The sequence below is a fragment of the Rhizobium sp. 10N414 genome (genome assembly GCF_056394785.1).
Map to the genome: position 1 here is coordinate 163,279 of NZ_JBFTIN010000007.1, position 24,647 is coordinate 187,925.

Annotated in this window: 21 protein-coding genes and 1 other RNA gene; 11 read left to right on the plus strand and 11 right to left on the minus strand. The window is 60.2% G+C overall.

The genetic code is table 11. From position 1 onward, the window contains the following. Window positions 1-196: 196 nt before the first annotated feature. The 3 genes from AC1DE4_RS09815 to AC1DE4_RS09825 all read left to right on the plus strand — a co-directional run bounded on the left by AC1DE4_RS09815 (window position 197) and on the right by AC1DE4_RS09825 (window position 1,745). Window positions 197-889, plus strand: a complete 693-nt coding sequence (locus tag AC1DE4_RS09815; RefSeq protein ID WP_018858353.1) for a methyltransferase family protein — start codon at window positions 197-199, stop codon at window positions 887-889. A 74-nt stretch (window positions 890-963) separates the two neighbouring features. Beyond that, entirely contained in the window at window positions 964-1,365 is a 402-nt protein-coding gene (locus AC1DE4_RS09820; RefSeq protein ID WP_026371947.1) for a DUF488 domain-containing protein, read from the plus strand. After that, entirely contained in the window at window positions 1,365-1,745 is a 381-nt protein-coding gene (locus AC1DE4_RS09825; RefSeq protein WP_018858355.1) for a hypothetical protein, read from the plus strand. The genes AC1DE4_RS09820 and AC1DE4_RS09825 overlap by 1 nt, the downstream gene beginning before the upstream one ends. Window positions 1,746-2,077: 332 nt before the next feature. On the opposite strand, the gene AC1DE4_RS09830 is transcribed toward AC1DE4_RS09825, so the two are convergent. Then, complete coding sequence (locus AC1DE4_RS09830; RefSeq protein WP_169681432.1) at window positions 2,078-4,558, minus strand: ATP-dependent helicase; 2,481 nt, start codon at window positions 4,556-4,558, stop codon at window positions 2,078-2,080. Window positions 4,559-4,966: 408 nt separating this feature from the next. On the opposite strand from AC1DE4_RS09830, the gene AC1DE4_RS09835 reads away from it, so the two are divergent. The 4 genes from AC1DE4_RS09835 (at window position 4,967) to AC1DE4_RS09850 (ending at window position 11,384) form a co-directional block, all read left to right on the plus strand. Then, the gene (locus AC1DE4_RS09835; RefSeq protein WP_169681430.1) at window positions 4,967-6,133 is read left to right on the plus strand and encodes an efflux RND transporter periplasmic adaptor subunit; all 1,167 of its coding nucleotides are present in this window, start codon (window positions 4,967-4,969) and stop codon (window positions 6,131-6,133) included. Further along, on the plus strand, window positions 6,130-9,285 hold the full coding sequence (locus AC1DE4_RS09840) for an efflux RND transporter permease subunit (protein ID WP_169681428.1): 3,156 nt from the start codon (window positions 6,130-6,132) through the stop codon (window positions 9,283-9,285). The genes AC1DE4_RS09835 and AC1DE4_RS09840 overlap by 4 nt, the downstream gene beginning before the upstream one ends. A gap of 245 nt (window positions 9,286-9,530) precedes the next feature. Then, window positions 9,531-10,526: a flagellin N-terminal helical domain-containing protein gene (locus tag AC1DE4_RS09845; protein WP_169681426.1), complete on the plus strand. Its 996-nt coding sequence runs from the start codon at window positions 9,531-9,533 to the stop codon at window positions 10,524-10,526. Window positions 10,527-10,718: 192 nt separating this feature from the next. Next, window positions 10,719-11,384 carry a YiaD family glycine zipper/OmpA-like lipoprotein gene (locus AC1DE4_RS09850; protein ID WP_018858362.1) on the plus strand — a complete coding sequence of 222 codons (666 nt, stop codon included), beginning with the start codon at window positions 10,719-10,721 and terminating at the stop codon, window positions 11,382-11,384. Between the two features lie 50 nt (window positions 11,385-11,434). Here AC1DE4_RS09850 and AC1DE4_RS09855 read toward each other — a convergent pair whose 3' ends face one another. Continuing rightward, entirely contained in the window at window positions 11,435-11,842 is a 408-nt protein-coding gene (locus tag AC1DE4_RS09855; protein WP_018858363.1) for a DUF2000 family protein, read from the minus strand. A gap of 33 nt (window positions 11,843-11,875) precedes the next feature. On the opposite strand from AC1DE4_RS09855, the gene AC1DE4_RS09860 reads away from it, so the two are divergent. After that, window positions 11,876-12,763, plus strand: a complete 888-nt coding sequence (locus AC1DE4_RS09860) for an AraC family transcriptional regulator (RefSeq protein ID WP_169681424.1) — start codon at window positions 11,876-11,878, stop codon at window positions 12,761-12,763. Here AC1DE4_RS09860 and AC1DE4_RS09865 read toward each other — a convergent pair. After that, window positions 12,723-13,817: an AbrB family transcriptional regulator gene (locus AC1DE4_RS09865; RefSeq protein ID WP_029792349.1), complete on the minus strand. Its 1,095-nt coding sequence runs from the start codon at window positions 13,815-13,817 to the stop codon at window positions 12,723-12,725. The genes AC1DE4_RS09860 and AC1DE4_RS09865 overlap by 41 nt on opposite strands. A 163-nt stretch (window positions 13,818-13,980) precedes the next feature. Further along, window positions 13,981-14,883: a LysR family transcriptional regulator gene (locus tag AC1DE4_RS09870; RefSeq protein WP_029792350.1), complete on the minus strand. Its 903-nt coding sequence runs from the start codon at window positions 14,881-14,883 to the stop codon at window positions 13,981-13,983. 96 nt (window positions 14,884-14,979) lie between these two features. Between AC1DE4_RS09870 and AC1DE4_RS09875 the strand changes: the two genes are divergently transcribed. From AC1DE4_RS09875 to AC1DE4_RS09885, 3 genes are all read left to right on the plus strand, one after another. Then, the gene (locus AC1DE4_RS09875; protein WP_029792351.1) at window positions 14,980-16,014 is read left to right on the plus strand and encodes an aldo/keto reductase; all 1,035 of its coding nucleotides are present in this window, start codon (window positions 14,980-14,982) and stop codon (window positions 16,012-16,014) included. A 105-nt stretch (window positions 16,015-16,119) separates the two neighbouring features. Further along, window positions 16,120-17,532: an FAD-binding oxidoreductase gene (locus tag AC1DE4_RS09880; RefSeq protein WP_029792352.1), complete on the plus strand. Its 1,413-nt coding sequence runs from the start codon at window positions 16,120-16,122 to the stop codon at window positions 17,530-17,532. Window positions 17,533-17,713: 181 nt separating this feature from the next. Further along, window positions 17,714-21,448: an AsmA family protein gene (locus tag AC1DE4_RS09885; protein ID WP_477881193.1), complete on the plus strand. Its 3,735-nt coding sequence runs from the start codon at window positions 17,714-17,716 to the stop codon at window positions 21,446-21,448. 56 nt (window positions 21,449-21,504) lie between these two features. Here the strand turns inward: AC1DE4_RS09885 and AC1DE4_RS09890 are convergent, their stop codons facing one another. From AC1DE4_RS09890 to AC1DE4_RS09920, 7 genes are all read right to left on the minus strand, one after another. Then, window positions 21,505-21,723: a ribbon-helix-helix domain-containing protein gene (locus tag AC1DE4_RS09890; protein WP_018858370.1), complete on the minus strand. Its 219-nt coding sequence runs from the start codon at window positions 21,721-21,723 to the stop codon at window positions 21,505-21,507. 97 nt (window positions 21,724-21,820) lie between these two features. Further along, window positions 21,821-22,015, minus strand: coding sequence for a DUF4169 family protein (locus tag AC1DE4_RS09895; protein WP_025659412.1), 195 nt, complete (start codon window positions 22,013-22,015; stop codon window positions 21,821-21,823). A 50-nt stretch (window positions 22,016-22,065) separates the two neighbouring features. Next, window positions 22,066-22,575: an SspB family protein gene (locus tag AC1DE4_RS09900; protein ID WP_029792357.1), complete on the minus strand. Its 510-nt coding sequence runs from the start codon at window positions 22,573-22,575 to the stop codon at window positions 22,066-22,068. A gap of 127 nt (window positions 22,576-22,702) precedes the next feature. Beyond that, window positions 22,703-23,071: a transfer-messenger RNA gene (gene ssrA / locus AC1DE4_RS09905) on the minus strand. A 55-nt stretch (window positions 23,072-23,126) separates the two neighbouring features. Next, window positions 23,127-23,549, minus strand: coding sequence for a hypothetical protein (locus tag AC1DE4_RS09910; RefSeq protein WP_245267977.1), 423 nt, complete (start codon window positions 23,547-23,549; stop codon window positions 23,127-23,129). Beyond that, a complete protein-coding gene (locus tag AC1DE4_RS09915; RefSeq protein WP_246733638.1) occupies window positions 23,543-23,854 on the minus strand; it encodes a hypothetical protein in 312 nt (103 codons plus the stop codon). The genes AC1DE4_RS09910 and AC1DE4_RS09915 overlap by 7 nt, the downstream gene beginning before the upstream one ends. A 206-nt stretch (window positions 23,855-24,060) precedes the next feature. Next, window positions 24,061-24,633 carry a methyltransferase domain-containing protein gene (locus AC1DE4_RS09920; protein ID WP_246779231.1) on the minus strand — a complete coding sequence of 191 codons (573 nt, stop codon included), beginning with the start codon at window positions 24,631-24,633 and terminating at the stop codon, window positions 24,061-24,063. Between the last annotated feature and the right edge of the window lie 14 nt (window positions 24,634-24,647).

Below are 24,647 nucleotides of genomic sequence, written 5' to 3' on the forward strand. Positions count from 1 at the left end.
ATGAGACTTTCGGTTTGTTGTCGCATGTGTGGAGGCGCAGCGTTGTTCGTCGGCTTTTAAGCATGATTCGTAAACCTTCACTTGATGCGGCGAAGATCGGTTTCCCGATCCTCGTGCGATTCATGCCATTGACGCGCGCTCAGTCAGGCCAATCTAGAGATAGGAGACCTTGTGCCCGCGACAGTGCGAGTGAGTGATGATGGTGAGTAGCGTTCAGAGTCTCGGGCGACAGGCGACAGTCGCGACGGCCAAATTCTGTCTCGTCATGCTGGTCATGATTTTCCTAGCGGCGGGATCCCTGTCTTACTGGCAAGGCTGGGTGTTTCTCGTGCATTTCTGCGGGTGGTGCGCAGTCCTCACGGCCTATTTCGTCAAGCGCGACCCGGAACTGGTCCGGAAACGCATGAGTGTCGGACCGGCGGCGGAACGCGAGCCATCGCAGAAGCGCATACAGTCCTTTAACAGCATCGCGATCCTTGCGCTTTTCGTCGTTTCGGCGCTCGACCACAGGTTCGGCTGGTCGGTCGTTCCGGCCTCGATCGTGCTTCTCGGCAATGCATTGATCGCGGTCGGCTTTATCGGCTGCTTCTTCGTGCTCCGGCAGAATTCGTTTGCCGCGGCGACAGTCGGCGTGACGGCGGGGCAGCGGGTGATTTCGACCGGCCTCTACGGCGTGGTGCGCCATCCGATGTATGCCGCGGCGCTGGCGATGTTTTTTGGCGTGCCCTTGGCGCTGGCTTCCTATTGGGGTCTGCTTGTGTTGGCTCCCGTCATTGGTGGTCTGGTCGCCCGCCTCCTAGATGAGGAGAGGTATTTGGTGGGCAATCTGGTCGGCTATGCCGAGTACCGCAGCCAGGTCCAATGGCGCCTAGTGCCTGGGATCTGGTGACGGATCATTCCTCTGGAGGCTGGTGAGGCGGCGGCCCTTGCGGTAAATATCGCGGCAGGTCGATGGAGGGCGTCGTGGCAATCAGGGTCGTGCAATTGGGTTCGCCGCGGGCAGAAGGCGAGGGGGTGCGGATCGGTACCGTCCGCCGACCGCCACGGGGCGTGCCGAAGGAAGAATTTTCCAGCCGCAACTACTATGACGTCTGGCTGCCGGTGCTTTCGCCGAGCCAGCCCCTTGTGACGGAAGCGAAGGCCGCGACGACTGACGCCGAGTGGGCGGCCTTCGTCCGCAGCTTCACGAAGGAAATGAAAGTGCCGGAGGCGAGCCATGTGCTAGACCTGCTCGCCACGCTTTCGCATGCCAGTCATTTTTCAATCGGATGCTACTGCGAGACCGAGAGCCGCTGCCATCGAAGCGTGTTGCGGCGCCTCCTTGAAGAGCGCGGTGCGACATTTGCCGCGGAAGGCTGTGCCTGATGGCTGCAGAGGATGACCTGAAGCGAAAGCCAACGACCGAGCCCGGTCCTGATGAGAAGATCGATGCGACCTTTCGCAACGGGTCACTGACAGCAGCCGGCATCATTCTCGGTTTTTCCCTGAGTTTCATGAGCCGTTGGGCTTCGAATCCGAACGACTGGAGCCGGATCGATATCCTGCCGATGTTGCTGCTGACGGTAGGGATTGCCTTGCAGGTCAAGGTCTTTGCCGATCTGCTGGCCAGGGACTCGCTGATTGCGGCCAAGTACGATCGGGCGAGGCGCCTGTTCCTGATCGGAATCGCGGTCGTCGCCGCCGGGATCGGGCTCGCATTGCTCAACGACATACTGGGGTTGGGATCGATGCCGATCCTGGGGTGAGCGGGCGCCACGCCCGCTCCATGAATTCGGACTTCCTCGCTTGTCGGTAGTCGTTCGTGTACCTGCGGGATCAGGTCCCTAGGATGATCTTGCTGCAGGCAAATGCGACGGTCGGACTGCTCAACACGGCAATCATGAGCGAGGCTACGATCAGAGGCAGCGAATAACGTTTCATCTGCGTCCTCCTTCTCTCCCGCGATCGATGCGCGCGGGAGTTCAGTATGCGGGACGCGGGGCAGTAAACGAAGTCACGAAAGGGTGAGGCAAGCCGCGCTGTCGTTTGCTGCAGTTGTTGGTACATTATCTGAGGTCAGTGAGTTGGCGGTTCCGCTTTAGGAAACCCTCTCCACAAACCCATCCAAGACGCGCTTCTGGCCTGCCCGGTCGAACTCGATCGTCAGCTTGTTGCCCTCGATCTCCACGATGTTGCCGTTGCCGAATTTGAGGTGGAAGACGCGATCGCCGGTCTTGAATTTCGAGGGCTCGGCGGCGGTTGATTTCGCCACGAGTTCGCCATCGATGGTGCGGCTGCGCGGGCCGCTTTCGCCGTAGCCGATGCGTTCGACGGCGTGGCCAGAACGTGTGCCCCAGTTGTCGCGGGTGGCGTCCGTCTTGTTCTGCTGGGCACGCTTCCAGCCGGGCGTCGAATAGGAGTTGGCGAAGGGGTCAGCCTTGTCGAAACGGGACTGGCCGTAGCCACCGCGACCATAGCCGCCGTAGCTCTGCTCGGCTTCCGCCACCTCGACATGCATTTCCGGCAGTTCGTCGAGGAACCGCGAAGGGATGGTCGACTGCCAGAGACCGTGGATGCGCCGGTTGGAGACGAACCAGATGTGGCAGCGGCGCTTGGCGCGGGTGATGCCGACATAGGCAAGGCGGCGTTCTTCCTCGAGGCCGGCGCGGCCGCTTTCGTCCAGTGAACGTTGGTGCGGGAACAGGCCTTCCTCCCAGCCCGGCAGGAAGACGGTATCGAACTCCAGGCCCTTGGCGGAATGCAACGTCATGATCGAGACGGCGTCGAGGTTTTCGTTCTGCTCGGCGTCCATGACAAGCGCGACGTGCTCGAGGAAACCACGCATCGACTCGAAGCTCTCCATCGAGCGAATGAGTTCCTTCAGGTTTTCGAGACGGGTCGGCGCGTCCGCCGACTTATCGTTCTTCCACATGTCGGTGTAACCCGACTCTTCAAGGATCTGCTCGGCAAGCTCAGTGTGCTGGGTGTTTTCCAGCATTTCCTGCCAGCGGCGGAATGATTGGACGACGTCGAAGAGAGCTTTGCGCGCCTTCGGCTTCAGCTCGTCGGTTTCGATCATGTCGGCGGCTGCGGCCAGCATCGGAATGTCGCGGGCGCGGGCATAATCGTGGAGGGCGCGCACCGTCGTATCGCCAAGACCGCGCTTCGGGGTGTTGATGATGCGCTCGAAGGCGAGGTCGTCGGCAGGCTGGGCGACGAGGCGGAAGTAGGCCATGGCATCGCGGATTTCGAGGCGCTCGTAGAAGCGCGGGCCGCCGATGACTCGGTAGTTGAGGCCGAGCGTCACGAAGCGGTCTTCGAACTCGCGCATCTGGAATGAGGCGCGCACGAGGATCGCCATGTCGTTGAGCAAATGCCGCTTTCCTTTGGCGTCGCCGCGTTGAAGTTGCTCGATCTCCTCGCCGATTTCCCTGGCTTCCACCTCTGAATCCCAGGATGCGTGCACCTGGACCTTGATGTCATCGGGGTCGCTGCGGTCGGTGAAAAGCGTCTTGCCGAGGCGGCCTTCATTGTGAGCGATCAGGTGGCCGGCGGCGCCAAGGATATGCGCCGTCGAACGATAGTTGCGCTCCAGCTTGATGACCTTGGCGCCCGGGAAGTCCTTCTCGAAGCGGAGGATGTTGTCCACCTCGGCACCGCGCCAGCCATAGATCGACTGGTCGTCGTCGCCGACGCAGCAGACGTTCTGCGGCTCGCCCTTTGGGCGCTGGGCAAGCAGCCGCAACCACATGTACTGGGCTGTGTTGGTGTCCTGATACTCGTCGACAAGGATGTAGTGGAAGCGGCCGTGATACTCCTTGAGAAGATCCGGGTTTTTCCGGAAGATCGCGATCGGGTGCATCAGGAGATCGCCGAAATCGCAGGCGTTCAGCGTCGAGAGCCGTTGCTGATAGGCAAAGTAGAGTTCGCGGCCCTTGCCGTTGGCAAAGGCGCGGGCGTCGCCCTCGGGAATGTCGCCAGGGCCGAGGCCCTTGTTCTTCCAGCCATCGATCATTCCGGCGAACTGCTTGGCAGGCCAGCGCTTGTCATCGAGGCCTTCCGCCTGGATCAGCTGCTTGATCAGCCGGACGACATCATCGGTGTCGAGGATCGTGAAGTCGGAGCGCAGGTTTACGAGTTCGGCATGGCGGCGCAGAAGCTTGACGCCGATCGAGTGAAAAGTGCCGAGCCAGGGCATGCCCTCGACGGCGCCGCCGACGAGCACGGCAATACGTTCCTTCATCTCGCGGGCGGCCTTGTTGGTGAAGGTCACGGCAAGGATCTGCGAGGGGAAAGCGCGTCCAGTGTTCAGGATATGGGCGATGCGCGTCGTCAACACGCGCGTCTTGCCGGTGCCCGCACCGGCGAGCACGAGTACGGGGCCTTCCAGTGTCTCGACGGCTTCGGTCTGTTCAGGGTTCAGGCCGGAAAGGTAATCGGGGCGCCCGCCGCCATCGCGAGCTGCCATGGCACGGGCGGCGAGCCTTCCGGCGGCGGGAGCGGCAGGGGCCGGTTGCTTGCGCGGCGGCTCGCCCGGCTCTTCATCGAAGAAGGGGATATCGTCGAAACTATTGCTCATGGCGCGTAATGTAGTGATTCGGGATCGAAAGACCAGAAAAGATGTTCTGCTTTCATTCCGCCCCGCACCCGCTGTCCTCAGCTTATGCAGTGCATTCGAGCAGTCCTGCCCGGGAATTGCCCATGTGCGCTGTAAGGGCGGGCTCGGTCGCGCGCAAACATCGTCAATAAAACTCAGAAAACAAAACCGTCATTTGACGTTGGCGATGAAATTCTACAACACGGCAGGCGGCGGTCGAGAGTTGCCTGACAGTAACTCAGTCTTGAATTACAATTCAGTAATGCTGGAGCAATTCGCTTGCTGGTGATCGGCAAAGAGACAATATTGTCGCAGACGCGCGGCAATTTGTCCTGCGAACGCCTCTTTCGATAGACCCTGGACCAGCCTCGAGTCCCTCTGGAGACGTGAATGCCATTTTGGAAGCAGTTTATAGTTTGCCTTGTCGTGATTGCGGCCGGCTTTGCTGGATGGGTTTTCTTCGTGCCAGGGGCTGGCGAGACGCTACGGAAGGCCGGCTTTTCAGAGGTTTCAAAGCTGGCGCCCGGTGAGGCTGCACCGAAGCCGGTGGGGAGCGAGGAAGGGCAATCGAGACGTCGCAGCGGCGGAGCAAACGCGCCCGTTCTGGTCGCCACGCAGGCCGTCGTTCGTGGTGTCGTCAATGATCGGCTGAGTGCCATCGGCACGGGCGACGCCATCCGCTCCGTGGTGGTGATGCCGCAGGCAAGCGGGACAATTCGCGAGATCCTGATCAAGTCGGGCGACAGGATCACCAAGGGGCAGGTGCTTGCAAAGCTAGACAGCGAAGAGCAGGTCATCGCTCGCGGTCAGGCCGATGTGGCGCTGAAAAGCGCCGTCGAGAAATCCAGCCTCTACCACAACATCAAATCCAGCGTGTCGCGCATGGATGTCTTCGATGCAGAAATCGCCGAGCAAGGCGCACGCCTTCAACTGCAGGCCGCCGAACTCAATCTCGAGCGTCGCAGCATTGTCGCGCCGATCGATGGCATTGTCGGCATCATCCCGGTCAACGTCGGCGACAACGTTTCGACGACGACGCCGATCGCGACCCTCGACGACCGGACCGAAATCCTGGTCGACTACTGGGTGCCGGAACGCTTCGCCAACACGATCACGGTCGGCCAGCCCGTGGAGGCAACGTCGGTGGCACGGCCAGGTCGGGTATTCTCGGGCGCGGTCGAGGCAATCGACAACCGCATTGACGCCGCCAGCCGGACAATGCGCGTGCGGGCCCGAATCGACAACGCATCGGACGAACTGCGCGCCGGCATGTCGTTCAATGTCGGGATGAGGTTTGGCGGCGACCAGTATCCCGCGGTCGATCCGCTCTCAATCCAGTGGGATTCGCAAGGCGCGTTCGTCTGGCAGGTCGTCGACCGCAAGTCCGGCAAGGTGCGTGTCAGCATCGTGCAGCGCAATCCCGACTATATTCTCGTCAAGGCCGATCTGGACGATGGCGATGCAATCGTTACCGAAGGGCTGCAGCGTGTCCGTGAAGGCGGCGCGGTACGGGTGGCCGGCGAAGTGGCGTCGAATTCGGAGCCAGTCACGCAATGACCGTGACCGAGATGCAGGAGAAGCCGGCTTCCGGCAAACAGACCTTCACCGCGCTGTTTGTCAGGCGCCCGATCCTTGCGCTTGTCTTCAACGCCCTGATGATCGTTGCCGGCCTTGCAGCCTATGCCGGGATCGAAGTGCGCGAACTGCCCGATGTTGACCGACCCGTGGTGACGGTGCGCACGACTTTCGACGGTGCCTCGCCACAGACTATCGACCAGGAACTGACGAAGGTGATCGAGGGCGCTGCCGCACGCGTCAGCGGCCTCAAATCCATTTCCTCCAGTTCTCAGTTCGGCCAGAGCCGGGTGACGCTCGAATTCTCTGACTCCGTCGATCTCGCGGTAGCGGCAAACGACGTGCGAGATGCCATCGGCCGTATCGCCGACCGTCTTCCCGAAGAGGCGGATGCGCCGCAGATCGTCAAGGCGGATTCCGACTCTCAGCCGATCATGCGTCTTGCCGTTACGTCGTCGAAACTGAACATGGACGATCTGACGCTTCTCGTCGAGAACCAGGTCATCGACCGGCTTGCCTCGGTAGATGGCGTTGCCGATGTCGAAACCTACGGCGACCAGGAGAAGGTCTTCCGCGTCGACGTGAACCAGAGCGAACTGGCCAGTCGCGGGCTGACCGTTGGCGATCTGACGAAGGCGCTTTCAAGCGCTGCTCTCGACGTGCCGGCCGGATCGCTAAAGAGCCCGACGCAGACGATCGTTGTCCGCGCGATGGCAAGTTTGCAGACGCCGGAGGATTTCTCCAACGTCATCCTGCAGAACCACGTGCGTCTCGGCGATGTGGCAAATGTTACCCTCGGACCGCGCGACGGGCAGACGGCGCTGCGCTCGAACGGCGTTCCCGGCATCGGCCTCGGCGTCATCCGCCAGGCACAATCGAATACGCTGAACATCTCCAACGGCATCAAGGACGCCGTCGCCGAGCTTTCAAGAACGCTTCCCGAAGGCACGCGGATCGCCATCACCAGCGATGACGCCGTCTTCATCCAGGGCGCGATCCATGAAGTGGTACTGGCGCTCATCCTGGCCGCGGTCATCGTCACCGGCGTCATCTATCTCTTTCTGCGGGACTGGCGTGCGACGATTATCCCTGCCGTCAGCATGCCGGTTGCGCTGATCGGAACCCTGGCAGCGGTCTATCTCGTCGGCTTCTCGATCAACATCCTGACGCTGCTAGCGATCGTGTTGGCGACCGGCCTTGTCGTTGACGACGCGATCGTCGTTCTCGAAAACATCGTTCGCCGCCGTTCGGAAGGCATGGGACCTCGAGCGGCTGCCGTGCTCGGCACGCGCGAAGTGTTCTTTGCTGTCATCGCCACGACCGCGACGCTTGCAGCGGTCTTTATTCCGCTTTCCTTCCTGCCGGGGCAGGTGGGTGGTCTGTTCCGCGAATTCGGCTTCGTGCTGGCTTTCTCGGTTGGCCTCTCATCCATCGTTGCCCTGACGCTATGTCCGATGTTGGCTTCACGGATACTGACGAAGGAGATGCTTGAGGACCATGGCCTTCTTGGCCGTTTCGGAAGGTGGTTCGCCGACGCCTACCGATGGTCGCTGCACGCCTGCCTGAATGCACCGCTTGTGGTCGTCGTCGCTTCGTTGCTTTTTGCCGGTGCCGCTGTTCTTGCTTTCCAGACGGTTCGAAGCGAGCTGACGCCGAACGAAGACCGCGCGATGGTGATGATGCGCCTGACCACGCCGCAGGGGTCAAGTCTCGAATACACGCGCGACAAGATGCAACGGGTGGAGGAATATCTCCAGCCGCTTGTCAATAGCGGCGATATCAGCAATGTCTTTTCGATCTCGGGACAGGGCGGACAGGTCAACAGCGGCTTCATGGTGCTGACGCTGGCGCCGTGGGGTGAACGCCATCGCACACAGGCGGAGATCGTGGCCGATATCAACCGGGCCGCAGCAAGGGTTCCGGCGCTGCGCGGCAATGCGATCCAATCGAACAGCCTGCGCATCCGCGGCGCCGGCAACGGACTGCAGATGGCCTTGGTCGGCAACGATCACGAGGCTCTGACGACTGCGGCTGCTCAACTGGTGCAGGCCCTCGACGCCACGGGCCATTACGATACGCCGAGACTGACCAACGAACCGACCCAGGCCCAGGTGTCGGTGACGATCGACCGCGAGCGTGCCTCCGATCTCGGGATCGACATCACCGGCCTTTCAACGGCTATGCAGTCGCTCCTGGAAGGGCGATCGGTCGTTGACGTTTTCGTCAAGGGCGAAGCCTATCCGGTGCTGCTCACGTCGAACACCCGACCACTCGACGATCCGACGGATCTAGAGAACGTCTTCCTGAAGACGGGCGATGGCAAAATCGTGCCGATGTCTGTAATCGCGTCACTGACGGAGAGCTCGGTCGCGCCGCAATTGAACCGCGAACAGCAGCTTGCGTCGGTAGCGATCACGGCCGGCCTGAAGAATGGTCTTTCGCTCGGAGATGCCGTCAAGGAAGTAACCGAGATCTCCAAATCGATCCTGCCTGCCGGTGCGCGTCTCGTGCCACTTGCCGAGGCGGCGACGCTGGAGGAGAACTCAAGCGGCATGGCACTGACCTTTGGCTTTGCAATCGTCATCATCTTCCTGGTTCTGGCCGCGCAGTTCGAGAGTGTGCTGTCGTCGGTTATCATCATGTCGACGGTTCCGCTCGGGCTGGCATGCGCCGTCTTCGCGCTGATCATTACCGGGTCGAGCCTCAATATCTACAGCCAGATCGGCCTTGTTCTGCTTGTGGGCGTGATGGCGAAGAACGGTATTCTGATCGTTGAATTTGCCAACCAACTCCGCGATCGCGGCGAGGAGGTGCGCACGGCGATTGAGAAGGCGTGCGCGCTACGCCTGCGCCCCGTGATGATGACCATGATAGCGACGATCCTCGGCGGCGTTCCGCTGGTCTTCGCCCATGGCGCTGGCGCGGAAGCGCGCATTGCGCTTGGCTGGGTTATCGTTGGAGGGCTTGGCTTTGCGACACTGGTGACGCTCTATATTACGCCGGTCGCTTACCTGCTGATTGCCCGCTTCGCGAAGCCGCATGCTCACGAAGAGGAGCGGCTCCACGAAGAAATGGCGCACGCATCGCGTCCGCGCCCTGCCGCCAAGGCAGGCCGGCTGGAGGCGGCAGAATGAACCGCGCCTTCAGCGGGTAAGGTCCTGCGAGTTATGGCTTATAAAAAGTTGTAGGATTGGATGAATTTCTTCTAAATTTTAGACGTTTTTTAAGTGTGAGCGGTAATCATTCCGACAGAAGCCGAAAGGTCCTCCAGCGTTTTCTGAGGGCCGCCCTGGTGCCTCGTTCAGGCGCTCCCGGACAATGATCGTTCGCGGTACGGTTTGTTTGTATCAGTGTATTGTTGTGTTCGGAGTACAGTACCTTGAGCATTTATCGGCGCACCTCGGTGGATGCCGCGCTGTATGTATTGCGCGACATCGGTCGCGACATGACCAAAACCCAGAGGCAGGTGTCTACCGGCCTCAGAGTCGAAAGAGCGTCCGACAACGGCGCCTATTGGGCGATTAGTTCGACCCTGAAAACTGATCAGAAAGCTCAATCGGCCATTCGCGACGCTCTCGGCCTGGCGGCTGCGACGATGGGCACGGCCTATAACGCCGTCGACAGCGCAATTGATCTCGTCAGCGAGATCAAGGCAAAGCTGGTCGCAGCGACCGAGTCTGGTGTCGACAAGGACAAGATCAACACCGATATCGCCCACCTGAAAGATCAGCTCCGGTCGGTCGCGCAGTCGGCGGAGTTCAACGGCGACAACTGGGTTACGATCGACGATTCGGCCGATCCCTCCAAGCCGAGGGAGATCCCGTCGTCGTTCGTCCGCTATTCCGACGGAACGGTGAAGGTCGATATGCTGAGCTATGAGGTCGATCTCGCGCCCGTTGGGGCAACCACCTCGAAGGATGCTCGCTACCTGATTGACGACCGTACCACCGGTTCCGGTGAATATGGCGCTCTTACATCCCAGTATTTCGCGACCGAGGCCGGTGCCTCGCAGAACTATGTGATGCTCAAAGGCGCTGGTAACACGGCTGGGCAGGTTGAAATCGGTGTTTCGAGCAGCACGACGCAGGCGCAGGTGAAGGAGATGATCACCGTCGTCGATATGATGCTGAACCAGATGACGACGGTTGGCTCGGCCTTCGGTGCGCTTGAAAAGCGCATCAGCATCCAGAGCGACTTCGCGCAGTCGCTGGACGACTCCTATTCCCGCGGCATCAGCCGTCTGATCGACGCCGATATGGAAGAGCAGTCGAGCCTGCTGCGTGCCTTACAAACCCAAGAGCAGCTTGGCTTGCAGTCGCTGAACATCGCCAACGCCAGCTACGACACGGTTCGCCAACTCTTCCAGAACTTCTAACCGGTCGTCTTGAAGTAGAACTGTCGCTTAGATTCCGACGGGCGACTTAGCGGCCTGGCCGTTGTTGTTGCTTGCCGTCCGCAGTAGTTGTGCTTTTTGCCCAATTTCGAGCATCTGCAGCGTCTGCTTCATCTTGTTGCCGCAATCCTTAATACTGGTCGCATTAACACCGAATTGGAGATTCGCCCGTCCATGATCAAGAAATTCATACTTTTGACTGTTGCCGCAACTTACCTTAGTGCTTGCACCACGACCGACCCCTATACGGGCGAGCAGAAGATGTCGAATACATCGGGCGGCGCGCTGCTGGGTGCCGGCGTTGGCGCGCTTGCCGGTTTGGCGGTCGGCGGCTCGCCGGTCGGACGTCGCAATGCCGCGCTGATCGGCGCCGGCGTCGGTGCGCTCGCAGGCGGTGCGATCGGCAACTACATGGACCAGCAGGAATCGGAACTGCGCGCCCAGCTCCAGGGAACGGGCATTTCGGTGACCCGCCGCGGCGACAACATCATCCTCAACATGCCGTCCAACATCACGTTCGATGTTGACCAGGACGCTGTGAAGTCTGGCTTCTATCCAACGCTGAATTCTGTCGCGATCGTCCTGCGCAAGTTTAACCGCACGCTGATCGACGTCAACGGCCACACCGACTCGACCGGCAGCTTGCAGCACAACCAGGATCTGTCACAGCGCCGCGCCATGTCGGTTGCCGATTATCTCGGCACGCAGGGCATCGACCCGCGCCGCGTTTCCGCTGTCGGCTTCGGTCCGTCGCAGCCGATCGCTTCCAACGCTACGGAAGCTGGACGTGCTCAGAACCGCCGCGTCGAAATCCAGATTGCGCCTGTCACGCAGAGCTGATCCAGACTTCAGTCAAGAGAAACGGCCGGGCCAGCGCCCGGCCGTTTTCGTTATTGATGCATCGTCGCGCCCTTGGTGATCTTGTCGACGATCTTCTTTTCGGCCCGGATGGCTATGCCGACGACCTTGGCATCGTCGGGTGCGTATTCGGCAAAGACGGCCCTGTTGGCGGCGTCGTGGCCGGTTGCAAACATCTCCTCGATGAACAGCGACGAGGTTATGCCGCGCTCGAGCGAGCGGCGGTGGATTGTCGACATCGTTTCGTCCTCTGCAGACAGTACAATGATCGGCTGGATGGAAAGCGGATTGTAGAGATTGCCGGCGCGGTCTTTGTAGGCCTTGCCGATCATCTCGGGGTGCTGGCCGGCAATGCCACTCATCAGGAAAGCCGTGACGTTCAGCTTCTGCCAGGATGCAAGATTGTTTCGCAGGACGATCGCAATTTTGGTATCAAACATTCCAGTCTCTTTCATGCAGGTTCGAAAGTCGCGTTGGACCAGGATGTAACCAGTCACGCCTTCGAGGGTCTTGAACGTTTGTGCACGGAGCCCGGCGCAGACAGGATCGTGATTGCGCCGGTTTTTCCGGGAATCGAGCGGATGGAAGCGCAGTTTTCCGGCAAGGCCTTCGAGCCGCATCGCCACGATACCTATGCTCTCGGCGTCACGATGAAAGGCGTGCAGACCTTTTCTTATCGCGGCCAGCGGCGCTTCAGCATGCCCGGGCAGGTGCTCGTGCTCCATCCGGACGAGGAGCATGATGGTGGAGCAGGCACCGATGATGGGCTGCAATATCGCATGCTTTATCTTGAGCCGGCGCTACTGCTCCAATGCCTTGGAGCGGAAAAGATCGGGCTGCCCTTCGTTGACGACCCTGTCATCGGAGATCCGGTTTTGGCGGGTACGCTGCTAGCTGCACTCAGTGAGCTGGATCGCGAGCTCGACGAGTTGTTCGTCGACGACTTTGTTTCGCGTGTTGCCGGCGGACTTGCAAAGCATGCAAAGACCCCGCGGCGGCCGCTCGGCAACGTTGCGTGGCAGCGTGCTAGATTGGCGCGCGATTATCTCGAAGCACATGCGACGGAAGCGGTGCGATCCGGTGAGTTGGAGACGGTCACCGGTCTCGACCGCTTCTCCCTTTCGCGGCACTTCCGGGCCGCCTTCGCCACAAGCCCGCATCGCTATCTGCTCATGCGGCGGCTGCAGCAGGCGCGCGCCATGATCGGGGTGGGTGACGGGCTTTCGGATGTGGCCGCGGCGACGGGCTTTGCAGACCAAAGCCATCTGACACGTCATTTCAAAAAGGCCTATGGCATGACGCCCGGCCAATGGGCGAGCCTTAGACGGGCTTCTCCGCAAGGCCGGAGCGGCGCGCGATAAAGCGTGCCAGCATTGGGCCAGTAAACAGGATCACCAGGAAGCGGCCGGTTTGCATCGCCATCACGAAGGGCACGTTGACGTCGGTTGACGCCGCAATGATCGCCACAGAATCAGCCCCGCCGGGACTGGTCGCCAGATAGGCCGTCAGCGGATCGACGCCGGCGAATTTGTGCAAGGCAAGGGCCATACAGCCGCAGATCGACATTAGCAGCAGGATAGAGGCCGCGACGCGGGACAGGGCACGCGCGGCGTGCATGACGATGCGGCGTGTGAAACGCAGTCCGATGTTCCAGCCGATCAGGGCATAACTGATCGCCAGCAGCCAGAGCGGAAGTTCGATCTTGAACAACCCGAACCCTTGAAGCAGCGCGCCGAGAACCAACGGCACGGTGATCGTGCCGCCCTGAATGCGAAAGCGCACCGCAATGTAGGCGGACAGGCAGGTGAGGGCGACAGTGGCGGCCAGCGCCTGCCAGTCGACCGACGGGAAGAGGATGAAGGGCGGCGCTTCGCCACCATCGGCGGCAACCCAGAGGCGCGAGACAACCGAGGCCGCCACCGCGACGAAGACCACCCGCAGATATTGCATGAAGGCGACGAGACGGGCATCGGCGCCATAAGCTTCGGACATGATGACCATCGCGGACGCCGCGCCTGGCGAGGAACCCCAAACCGCGGTCGTTCCCGGCAAGACCTGCCAGCGCGTCAGCAGCCAGCCAAGGCCGGCCGCGGCAACGATGACGGAGAAGATCATCGCGAGAAAAAGTGGCGCGTCGGTCGCCATGGTCTTGAGGATATCGACAGTGATGGCGCGCGCCATCAGAAAACCGACGAGCGCCTGCCCGAAGAGGAGTGGCCAGCGCGGCACCTGAAGCGATCCCTGCCCGATGGAAAGGGCAAGGATGATTGCCGCCACCATCGGGCCGATAAGGAGCGAGGCTGGCAGCCCGAGCATTTCAAGCCCGACCACAAGCAGGGTCGAGATACTGAGCAGGAGAAACCATCGCGGCAGGCTGGCGTATCGAAAGAAACGGCTGGCGTCGTACAACGGCATGATTCCCATGCATGTCTTGCCAATGCTGGAGCCGCGATCAGGCGAAGCAGGAGAGCAGCACTGGCTGGCAAAAGAAGCCGGCCGGAGGGGCCGGAGGATATGCGGCGATATAGGCGCCTGCCGGGGAAGCGGTCAATTGCGAAATCCTGTCGGTTTCGCGAGGTCAGAGGCTGACACGCTCCGCCAGGAAGTCGAGCAGGGCCCGCACGCGAGCCGGCAACGGACCGCCCTGGCCAATGTAGACGGCGTAGAACTCCTCGATGTCGCCGGGGTTGAGATCCTCGAGAACGGGCACCAGCCGCCCGCTCTCGATATCGGCGCGAACGGTGAAGGTGGCGAGGCGGACCAGGCCTGCGCCTGACAGCGCCATGTATCGCATCGCTTCGCCATCACCCACCTGAACGCCTGGCGTAATCGGCAGGCCAATGGTCTCGCCACCATCGAGTAACGGCCAGCCCTGAACGCTGCGTGCGTAGGAGAAGCCGACACGGCGATGGCGCTTCAAATCCGTGATCGTCTTCGGTTCGCCTTCGCGTTTCAAATAATCCGGCGATGCCACGATGACGTTGCGGGTGAAGCCAAGCTTGCGCGCAATGAGGCTAGAGCTCTTCAACGGTCCGGCGCGGATCGCCACATCGGCGCGATCCTCGACAAGATCGACAATGGCATCGGTATGAGAGATGTCGAGGGTGACGGCGGGATTGAGCGCCAGAAAATCCGAAACGAGCGGTGCAAGGATATGATGGCCGAAGGAAGCGCTCGTGTTGATGCGGATGGGACCCGCGGCCTGCTCGCCGGCGGAGGCGTAGCGTTCGGCCTCCGCGATGTCCGCAAGGATCGAAACGCTACGCTCATAAAAGGCGGATCCCTCCGGCGTCAGATGCAGCTTGCGGGTCGAACGGTTGACGAGGCGAGCGCCGAGGCGTGCCTCAAGGCGCGCCACAAGCTTGCTGACGGCAGATGGTGTCATGCGGCAGGCACGCGCTGCGGCCGTGAAACCGCCGAGTTCGACGGCACGCACGAAGACTTCCATTTCGCCGGAGCGATTGATGTCTTGTCTGCTCATGATGAATTCAATTCATGGATAGTTTTCCTCCCGGCAATCTATATCACGATAGATTCAGTGTCTATCTCTTCTGAAGTCCACAACAGGAGACCGACCATGGAATACAGAAATCTCGGCGCATCGGGCCTCAGGGTGCCGGTTTTGAGCTTCGGTGCGGGAACATTCGGAGGCTCGGGTCCGCTCTTCGGTGCCTGGGGCAACACGGACGCCGCCGAAGCTCGACGCTTGATCGACATTTCGCTGGAAGCGGGCGTCAATCTCTTCGACACCGCAGATGTCTATTCGGGCGGCGCCTCCGAGGAAGTCCTTGGCCAGGCTATCGCCGGCCGGCGCGACGCCGTGCTGATCTCAACCAAGATCGCGCTACCGATGGGCGACGGACCGGGTGATTGGGGAACGTCGCGCTCGCGCCTGATACGTTCCACTGACGAGGCGTTGAAACGCCTAGGGACCGACTATATCGACCTGTTGCAGCTCCATGCATTCGATGCTTCGACGCCGATCGAAGAGGTACTCGCAACACTGGACGGGCTGATCGCGGCAGGGAAAATCCGCTATGTCGGCGTCTCCAATTTCGCGGGATGGCAGCTGATGAAGTCGCTCGGCATTGCTGGGCGGCATGGCTACCCGCGCTATGTTGCGCATCAGGTCTACTACTCCCTTGCCGGCCGCGATTACGAATGGGAACTGATGCCGCTCGCTGCCGACCAGGGCGTCGGTGCGTTGGTCTGGAGTCCGCTTGCCTGGGGCCGTCTCACCGGCAAGGTCCGCCGTGGCCAACCATTGCCAGAAGGCAGTCGGCTGCACCAGACGGCTGAATTCGGGCCGCCGGTCGATGATGAGAAGCTCTATGATATCGTAGATGCGCTGCTGGAGATTTCCGAGGAAACGGGCAAGACCGTCCCGCAGATCGCGCTCAATTGGCTGATCGGTCGCCCCACTGTTTCCAGCGTCATTATCGGCGCGCGCAACGAGGAGCAACTGCGGCAGAATCTCGGTGCCGTCGGCTGGTCATTGGCCAAGGAGCAGGTGGAAAAGCTCGACAAAGCGAGCAGTGTAACCGCGCCCTATCCCTACTTCCCATACCGCAGGCAGGAAGCGTTTGCGCGGCTAAACCCGCCGGTGGTCTAAGGGTGCTCGATCGGGGACGTTCCCCTTAATCATGCACTAGACAGGCGCCGTCTCTTGTCTCATACCAACCTGCCTCCGGGTGTGAAGGTGAAGGAGATCAAAGAGATGGCGCTCAAAGATGCAAAATCCGGAACACGGCACGAAACAGGCATCACCGCCGCTCTTGCTGTTCTGAAACAGAGCTTTGGTGAGTGCTTCCAGACCGGCGAGGCCTTCCGCGCACAGCACGCGCATACTACTACCTACATCCCGGCTCAGCTGCCAGACGGCGTGCTCTTTGCAGAGAGTGCCGACGATGTGAAGGCCGCAGTCAAGATTTGCGCCGAGCACAAGGTGCCGGTCATTGGCTTCGGCACCGGCTCGTCGCTGGAAGGGCAGGTCAATGCGCCGAATGGCGGTATATCGATCGATTTCAGTCGAATGAACCGGGTTCTTGAAGTCAATGCTGAGGATCTCGATTGTACCGTCGAGCCCGGGGTGACGCGGGAGGAGCTCAATACCTATCTCCGTGACACCGGTCTATTCTTCCCGATCGATCCTGGAGCAAACGCTTCGATCGGTGGCATGACTTCGACGCGGGCCTCCGGAACGAATGCCGTGCGCTACGGCACGATGAAGGACAATGTGCTTGCCGTGACCGCGGTTACCGCGAACGGAGAGGAAATTCGTACAGCACGACGCGCCCGCAAGTCGTCGGCCGGATACGATATGACCCGGCTGTTTGTCGGCGCGGAAGGCACGCTTGGCATACTAACGTCGGTGACGCTGAGGCTGCAGGGCATCCCGCAGAAGATCGGCGGTGGCGTCTGCGCCTTTCCGACTGTTCGGGCCGCCTGCGATGCCGTGATCATGACCATCCAGATGGGCATTCCCGTCGCCCGCATCGAACTTCTCGATGCGCTGCAAATTCGTGCCTGCAATGCCTATTCCAAGCTGAACTACGAGGAAACGCCGACGCTCTTCCTCGAGTTTCATGGCACGGATGAAACCGTTGCCCTGCAATCGGAACAGTTTGCCGAGATTGCCTCCGAATGTGGAGGCGGCGCGTTCTCATGGACAGTCAACGCCGAGGAGCGCAGCAGGCTCTGGAAGGCAAGGCACGATGCCTACTGGGCATCGCGCGCGCTGGCGCCGGAATTGGCCGCGCTCTCGACGGATGTCTGCGTGCCTATTTCCCGTCTTGCCGATTGTATCGGCGAGACGCAGATCGATATAGAGGAACATGGCCTGCTGGCGATGATCGTCGGGCATGCAGGCGATGGAAACTTCCATGTGCTCCTGTTGTTCGACGACAAGACCGAGGAGGGCATTGCTGCTGCCGAGGCCTTTGTCGGCAGGCTCAACGCTCGCGCTCTGGCGATGGACGGCACCTGCACTGGCGAGCACGGCATCGGCCAGGGCAAGATGGCATTCCTGGAAGAGGAGCTCGGCGGCACGGTTGAACTGATGCGGCAGGTCAAGAAGGCGCTCGATCCGGATGATATCTTCAATCCTGGCAAGATATTCCACCGCACCTGAAGTAGGATTCCGTCGAGCCTGTGGGCCGGCAGGGTTGACGCTACGGAAGATTGACTGGCGATGAGGCGAATTCATCTCCAAATCAATTAAATAGGGCATGATGTTGCCCGAAAGCTGCTTCACAGCTTTCGGGATCATGCTCTAGTGTCCGCGATGGATTCCCGAATGGAGAATAGTTGAGTTGGTAGGCCGGTTCCTCGTCTTTTTGGGCGGAGTGATTGTGGTGGCGCTGTTCGTAGCGCTGCTGGCACCGCTGTTTATCGATTGGACCGATTTCCGAAAGAATTTCGAGGATCAGGCGAGCCGGATTATCGGCAAAAAGGTCGTCGTGCACGGAGCGGTGGACGCGCGCCTTCTGCCGTTCCCTTCGGTGACGCTGCATGATGTACGCGTTGGACAGGAGGTCGACGGGTCGCCGATCGTGCAGATCGAGCAGTTCTCCATGGATGCTGAACTCGCGCCTTTCCTTTCCGGCGAGGCGTTGATCTTCGACATGCGCGTGGTCAATCCGCGGGTGAAGCTGCGCCTCTTGAAGGATGGCACGCTCGATTGGACCCGTGGCAGCCAACCCGAAATTCCGGCCAAGACGGTTGTTCTCGAAAACGTCCACGTTACTGGCGGCGATATTCAGTTCATTGACGATCAGTCAGGGCGGTCGCGCCGCATCACAGGACTGAACGCCGAAATGTCGGCTAAGTCGCTTGCCGGTCCGTGGAGGATCGAAGGCGATGCGGCGCTGGATGGCGCACATGGGAGTTTCATGATCGCCAGCAATCAGCCTGATGAGAACGGGATCCTGCGGATGCGCACGCGACTGCAGCCCGACAAGCAACCGGTGATCGTCGATCTCGATGGCGAGTTGAAACTTGTCGACCGCAGGCCGAACTATCAGGGAGCGATATCTGCATCGATCGAGAGCCGGAACGCCAAGGCGGCCGACAAGACCGATGTTCCTCCGCGACTGAAAGGCAAGTTCGAGCTTACGAACGAGAGCATTCGTATACCGGAATACCGTCTCGAGATCGGAGCCACCGATGATCCCTATGTGGTCACGGGCGAGGCGGCCCTGGACACCGGAAGCCAGCCGCAATTCCTGCTGATTGCGAACGGCCAGCAGATCGACGTCAATCGCATCGGCAATCAGGGTGCGAATGGCAAGACGACGCGCGATCCCGGCCTATCGGCGCGGCAGCGCCTGAACGCGCTGATTCAGATCGTTTCGCAAGTGCCTGTACCGCAGGTGCCGGGTAAGGCAACCGTTCGGTTGCCGGYGATCGTCGCCGGCGACACGACAATCCGCGATATCCAGCTCGATGTGCAACCCGCTGGCAAGGGCTGGATCATCGACAACGTGGTCGGCACGCTTCCGGGACGCACACAGGTGGAAGGCCAGGGCAAGCTCAATTTGCAGGGGCAAGCATCGTTCGTTGGGCAGATCACGGTGGCCTCCAATCAGCCCACGGGCCTTGCGGCATGGCTTTCCGGCTCAGTCGATCCGGCGATCCGGCAACTGCGGCAGGCGGGCTTTTCCGCTGATGTCAGCCTCACGCATGACCGGCAGACGTTCAACAACCTGGAAATCGCCGTTGGACAGGCCACGTTGAAGGGTCGGATGGACCGACAGGCGTTGGCCAACCAGGTACCGACGCTTGATGTCGCGCTTGCCGGCGACGCACTCGATCTGGATGCACTGCGTGCGCTGACAGGGCTGTTCACCGGCCAGGATGGCGGCGACAACGTACTCGATCACAAGATCACTGCACGGCTCAAGGCCGACAAGTTTACAGCCTTCGGCGTCGAAGCGGGCGATGTCGAGGCGAGCTTTGCAATTGCCGATGGGGCTCTCGCGGTCGACAAGCTTTCTATCAAGAACCTGGCGGGTGCCGAAGTGACTGCGACCGGTCGCGCCGAGGGATCGCTGCTCGATTACAAGGGCTCTGGGGAAATCACCTTCAAATCGGCGGATCCGGGCTCATTCTTCACAATGCTCAAGCAGCATCTGCCGCAGCATCCGGTCGTGGATAGGCTTGTGCGCAATGCCGCATGGTACACGAATACCGCACTGCGCGGAGCTTTGACTCTCGGAGGCGACGAGGGCGACGGCCTGACCCTGACATTGGCGGGGGTGACCAACGGCAGTCGTGTCAACCTCGACTACCGCATGTCGGATCTTCTGGCGCTGACGGGCAAGGGCACAACGAGCCTTGAGGCGACGCTTGAGAACAGCGTCACCTCGATCCTGTTTGGGCAGGCGGGTCTTGATCCGTTGCCGGTCGAGGCCGATGCCAATGGCCGCCTGACCCTGAAGGTGCAGGCAGAAGGAACGGATCCTGCCGACGCCCAGCTGACATTTGCCACCGACCGCACATCGTTTACGGCTGGCGGCAAGGTGGACGTTCGCCCGCAGGCCTTCATGAACGGACAGCTTGCAGTATCCCTGGAGAGTGCCGATCTTGATCCGTATCTTGTCATGAACGGCATCGCTGTGCCGCAAATGGGTACGGGCCTGCCGTTCAAGCTGACAACGAACGCGACCATCGATGGCGACAAGATTTCCTTTGCGGATATCGCAGGACATGCCGCCGACAACGAGTTCAGCGGCGCCCTGACCGTCGACCGTAAAGCGGAAAAGACCACGGCGACGGGCGAATTGGCGCTATCCAAGGCCGATGCCACCTGGCTAGGGGAAGCTGTTTACGGACCTATGACGGATGCGGCGACCGGCGACCTGTCGGCCGGCGCGCTGGGCTTGCCGATCTTCAAGGATTTGGACGTCAACCTCAAGCTCTCCGCCAAGCAATTCTGGCCTGGCTGGTCCGGCGCGATTTCGGATTTCACGTCAAACGTGGCCTACAGGGGCGACGAATTGCAGCTGAACGACATCAAGGGCGGTTGGGATGGCGGCAGCGTCAACGGCAGCCTGCTGTTTACCAATGCTGACGGTACGGGCTTCTTCCAGACGCAACTGGTGCTGGCAGATGCGGATTTGGCCGGTGTCGTGTGGCCCCGCGATGGCGCGCCGGTCGCCAACGGCAAGTTCGGGCTTGGGCTCTCCATGGAGGCTTCCGGCAAGTCCATGAAGGATATCGCTGGTTCTTTGAACGGCTCCGGCGAGCTTCGGCTTGGCGATATCAGCGTACGTGGTCTCAATCTCGGCATGCTGGCGCCATTACTGGCCGCCACCGATCCGATGCAGGATCAGCTGAATGCCGGCAAGGTTCATCCGATCGTCGAGACCTTGCTCAACAACGGCGAAGCGAAGCTGCCGCCGACTGCGATTCCGTTCAACGTGACGGATGGGGTTCTGCGCTTTCAGAACGTCAGCGTGACGACCGACCAGGCAAAGCTCGTCGGCAACGGCCAGATCGACCTGCCACAGGAGCGCATCAATGCGTCGCTCAACATTGCACTGAATCCGGGTGGCGAGGTGCTTCCCGGTGCGGAGCCTGCGGTACGACTCGACTTTTCAGGACTGCTCGCGTCGCCTGGGCGAACCATTGATGTCACGGACATCACCGGCTTCCTGTCGTTGCGCGCCTACGAGCGCGAACGCCGGCGCGTCGAGCGCCTGCAGTCCAACGTACTGGAGAAGCAGCGACTGCGCCGTGAAGTTGCTCTCTACAAGTTCAACGATATCGAGCGCCAGAAGGCCGCAGCCTTCGAGGCGCAACGGCAGGCGGAAGAGCAGCGCCTGAGAGCTTTGGCCGCGCAGGCCGAGCGCGATAGGCAGGCAGCGGAAGCGAAAGCAAAGGCTGACGCTGAAGCCGAAGCGCGCGCCAAGGCAAAGGCGGCGGAGGGCGCAAAAGCGGCCGCAGAGGCGGCGCGACGGGCACAGGAGCAGCTTACCGTGCCCCCGGAGAACTCACTCAATTTCGAAACGGTGCCGGGGTTGCCGGGCGTGCAGGTGCCGCAGTAGTGTGTTTGCGATCGCGGTATGTGGGCATCCTCACGCGCGGTAGCCTTCGAGGCGAACTAGCCCGCGCTCTCGGATTTCAGCCAATGAAGGACATAGACGCGCAGCGCTGACGAGAGGTTGCTCTCCGGCTGTCGCTGATCGTCTATGTCGGAAATCAAGGCTGCGAGTGGGATGGCGCGCGCTTTGGCGATTATGTTCAACTCGGTCCAGAACTCGTCTTCCAACGAGAAGCTGGTGCGGTGTCCGTGTAGAGTAGCCGAGTGCTTGCGGATCATCGCAAGGCTTCAGAATTCGGTTCGAGCCGCTGACACGTTGATTCCAGAAAGCCTGCCAACTGATTGATCCCGGAATCTTTTGCGTTTCTCGGGGCGCTCATTTGTCGTCTTCAGATTTCTCTATCCGGCCTTGCTGGTGAGAGCGTTCGGCCTTCTCATTGAGCGCCTTCGTCAGCTGCTTCTCGGCCTTGGTGCGGCCAAAGGAGATACGGTTTTGCTCCGCCTGCTTCGCCTTGTCGGCGCGGGCCTGTTTCTTTTTGAACTGGCGGAGATTGACGACTTCGGCGGTCACGGTTGGCCTCGATCGGAATTGAAAAAGGGAAGCAGTTGCTTCCCTTGGTTTTACTGCTTCTTTCGGAAGGCGTCGAGCGAGACGACCGAGCCGGGTTTCTTTTCCTCGCCATCGGTTTTGGCGGCGGGCGTTTCCTCGGACTTCTCGGACGCAACCGGATAGGCGGTGATTTCAGCGGCGGGAAGCTCTTCGCTGTCAGCGAGAGGCACGTCGAATTCCAGCTCGAAGTTCACGGACGGGTCATAGAAGCCGCGGATGGCGTTGAACGGAATGAAGAGCTTTTCCGGAACATCCGAGAAGGAAAGGCCGATCTCGAAAGTGGTCTCCGTGATCTTCAGTTCCCAGAACTGGTGCTGGATGACGATAGTCATCTGTTCCGGATACTTCGCCTTCAGGTGCTGCGAGATGCGAACACCAGGGGCGCCGGTCAGAAAGGTAATAAAGAAATGATGCTCGCCCGGCAGGCGGCCCGTCGCGGCAACTTCAGACAAGACCTTGCGGATGACGCCGCGCAGTGCGTCCTGTGCCAGAATGTCGTAACGGATGTGATCCTGCCCCATGCTTTCCTGTCTTTCTTTTGGTTCGGACTCGTTTCCCAAGGCTGTATGGCATGCCAAGACGCCCTGGAAAAGGCCTGAGCCGAGTCATGCTTGACCAAACCATACATGATTTGCGCGCAAGGGAGAAGGTGAAGGCTTCTGTTGCCAGGTGCCTTCGGACCCCGCCTAGAGGTGCGAACCACTAGGGCTTTATTTGAAGTGTCACACCGCGATTAAGCAGCGAGACGAGCTTCCGCATAGTTGTCGTTTGCAACTACAATTTTAGCCCGATAACGGCGGTACAATGCCGAGCAAAAAGACGATCTTTACACCCTTGTCGATCCTGTTTCGCCCCCATCAAAAGCCGGCCATCTTGTTGCAAGCCGCCGGTTTTTGGTGGAGGCGCCGGGTACCGCCCCCGGGTCCAATAGGTTTATTACACCGCTCATTTATCGCCATAGCCGGCCCGAGGACCGGCATGGCTGATATAGTGTTTTCCGCCTCGGTTGGGAAGAGGTGTTGTCACAAAACCGTTTCGTAGTGAGCGGGACTGCAGGAATTTCGCCCGTGCTCTAGCAGACGGCCGTTGCCTCATTGAAAACACCGCGCTTCTTGAGCAGACTCACCATACCGGTCGCAGCGCCCACGACGGCCATGAAGAAGACAAGAAGAGATAGATAGGGGAGAGACAGCGCATTGGCTGCGCTGGCGACCCGGTAGATCTCGATCAGGAGAACGGCCAGAAGCGCGGCGGAAACAGTCGAATAGTCCTTCGCGATGACGCGTTTCGCATTGAACACCATCCCTTGCGTTGCCGGCGCAAAATTGCCAAGGCGAAGCATCCAGCGCGGAACGTCGGCGTCGCCAAACTTGTTTTCGAGAAATGCTTCCTCGGCGTAGACGATGCATTGGTAGATTAGCATGAAGAGCGCTATGCCGACAACTACGACCATTGGATTTCCATGCAGCAAGAAGACCGCTGCATAGATCAGCATGTTTCCGACATAGAGCGGGTTGCGGCAGACCCGAACATCCCCTCGGTCACAAGATCGCTGGCGTAGACGCGCTTCTTCAGGCCGCCTCGCTGAATATAGGCATAGCCGATCACGGTTGCGCGCAAAGCCAGGCCGGCAAGCAGGATCAGAAGTGCAACTACGTCTTTAACACGCTCCGCCGTAACGCTTCCCCCGATTTCCGAGGGGGGTAGCGTCATCAGAAACAAGGTGACAATTATGAGCGGGAACACCTGATTGCGATATTTGAAGAAGAAGTTCCCGATATGGATCATGGCTGTTTTCATTTCTGCGCCCAGACTCACTTGACGGCCACGATGCCGCAGAAATTGTACCAGCGGAAAAAGGCCTCGACACTGCGGAAGCCGACCTCTTTCAGAAGCTGCATGTTCTCTTCCAGACGATAGGGGATGAGCACATTTTCAAGCGCTTCGCGCTTCTAGGCGATCTCGATTTCGGAGTAGCCGTTTCGTCGCTTGAAGTCGTAATAGTGCTAGATGAACAGCCGGTTGAAGGCCGTATCCTCGCTGGTCAATTTCTCAACGAGGAGCAGGCAGCCCTGATCGTTCAGGCCGGAGAAGATCATCTTCATTACGCGCTCGCGAAACAGCGGGCGAATGAATTGCAGCGTCAGCAGCATGGTGACGACGCTGGCGTTCTCCATGTGAAGACCCTGGTGGAGATCGACGACTTTCAAGTCGATCGGGCGCCGCGCGTCTGCATGCTCGATTTTCTGTGCCGCCTTTTCCAGCATGTCAGGGGCATTGTCGATGCCGATGAAAGTGACGTTCGGATCGATCATTCGGTCGAGCGTAAGCAATGTCGTCGCCGTCGAGCAGCCGATATCGTAGAGATTGGTGTTCGGTACGGCGAAGTCCTGCGCCAACTCACAGACCATCCGCTGCATTTCTTCGTAATACGGCACGGATCGGCTGACCATGTCGTCAAAGACATCTGCGACCTTCGCATTGAAGGTGAAGTCGCCAATCGGCTGATCCTCTTTGGCGAATTCTTCGTCCCGCCGCTCTGTTCGCAGCTGCAATCGTATCGGGCTCTCTGCCATCATTTCCCCCCCCCAAA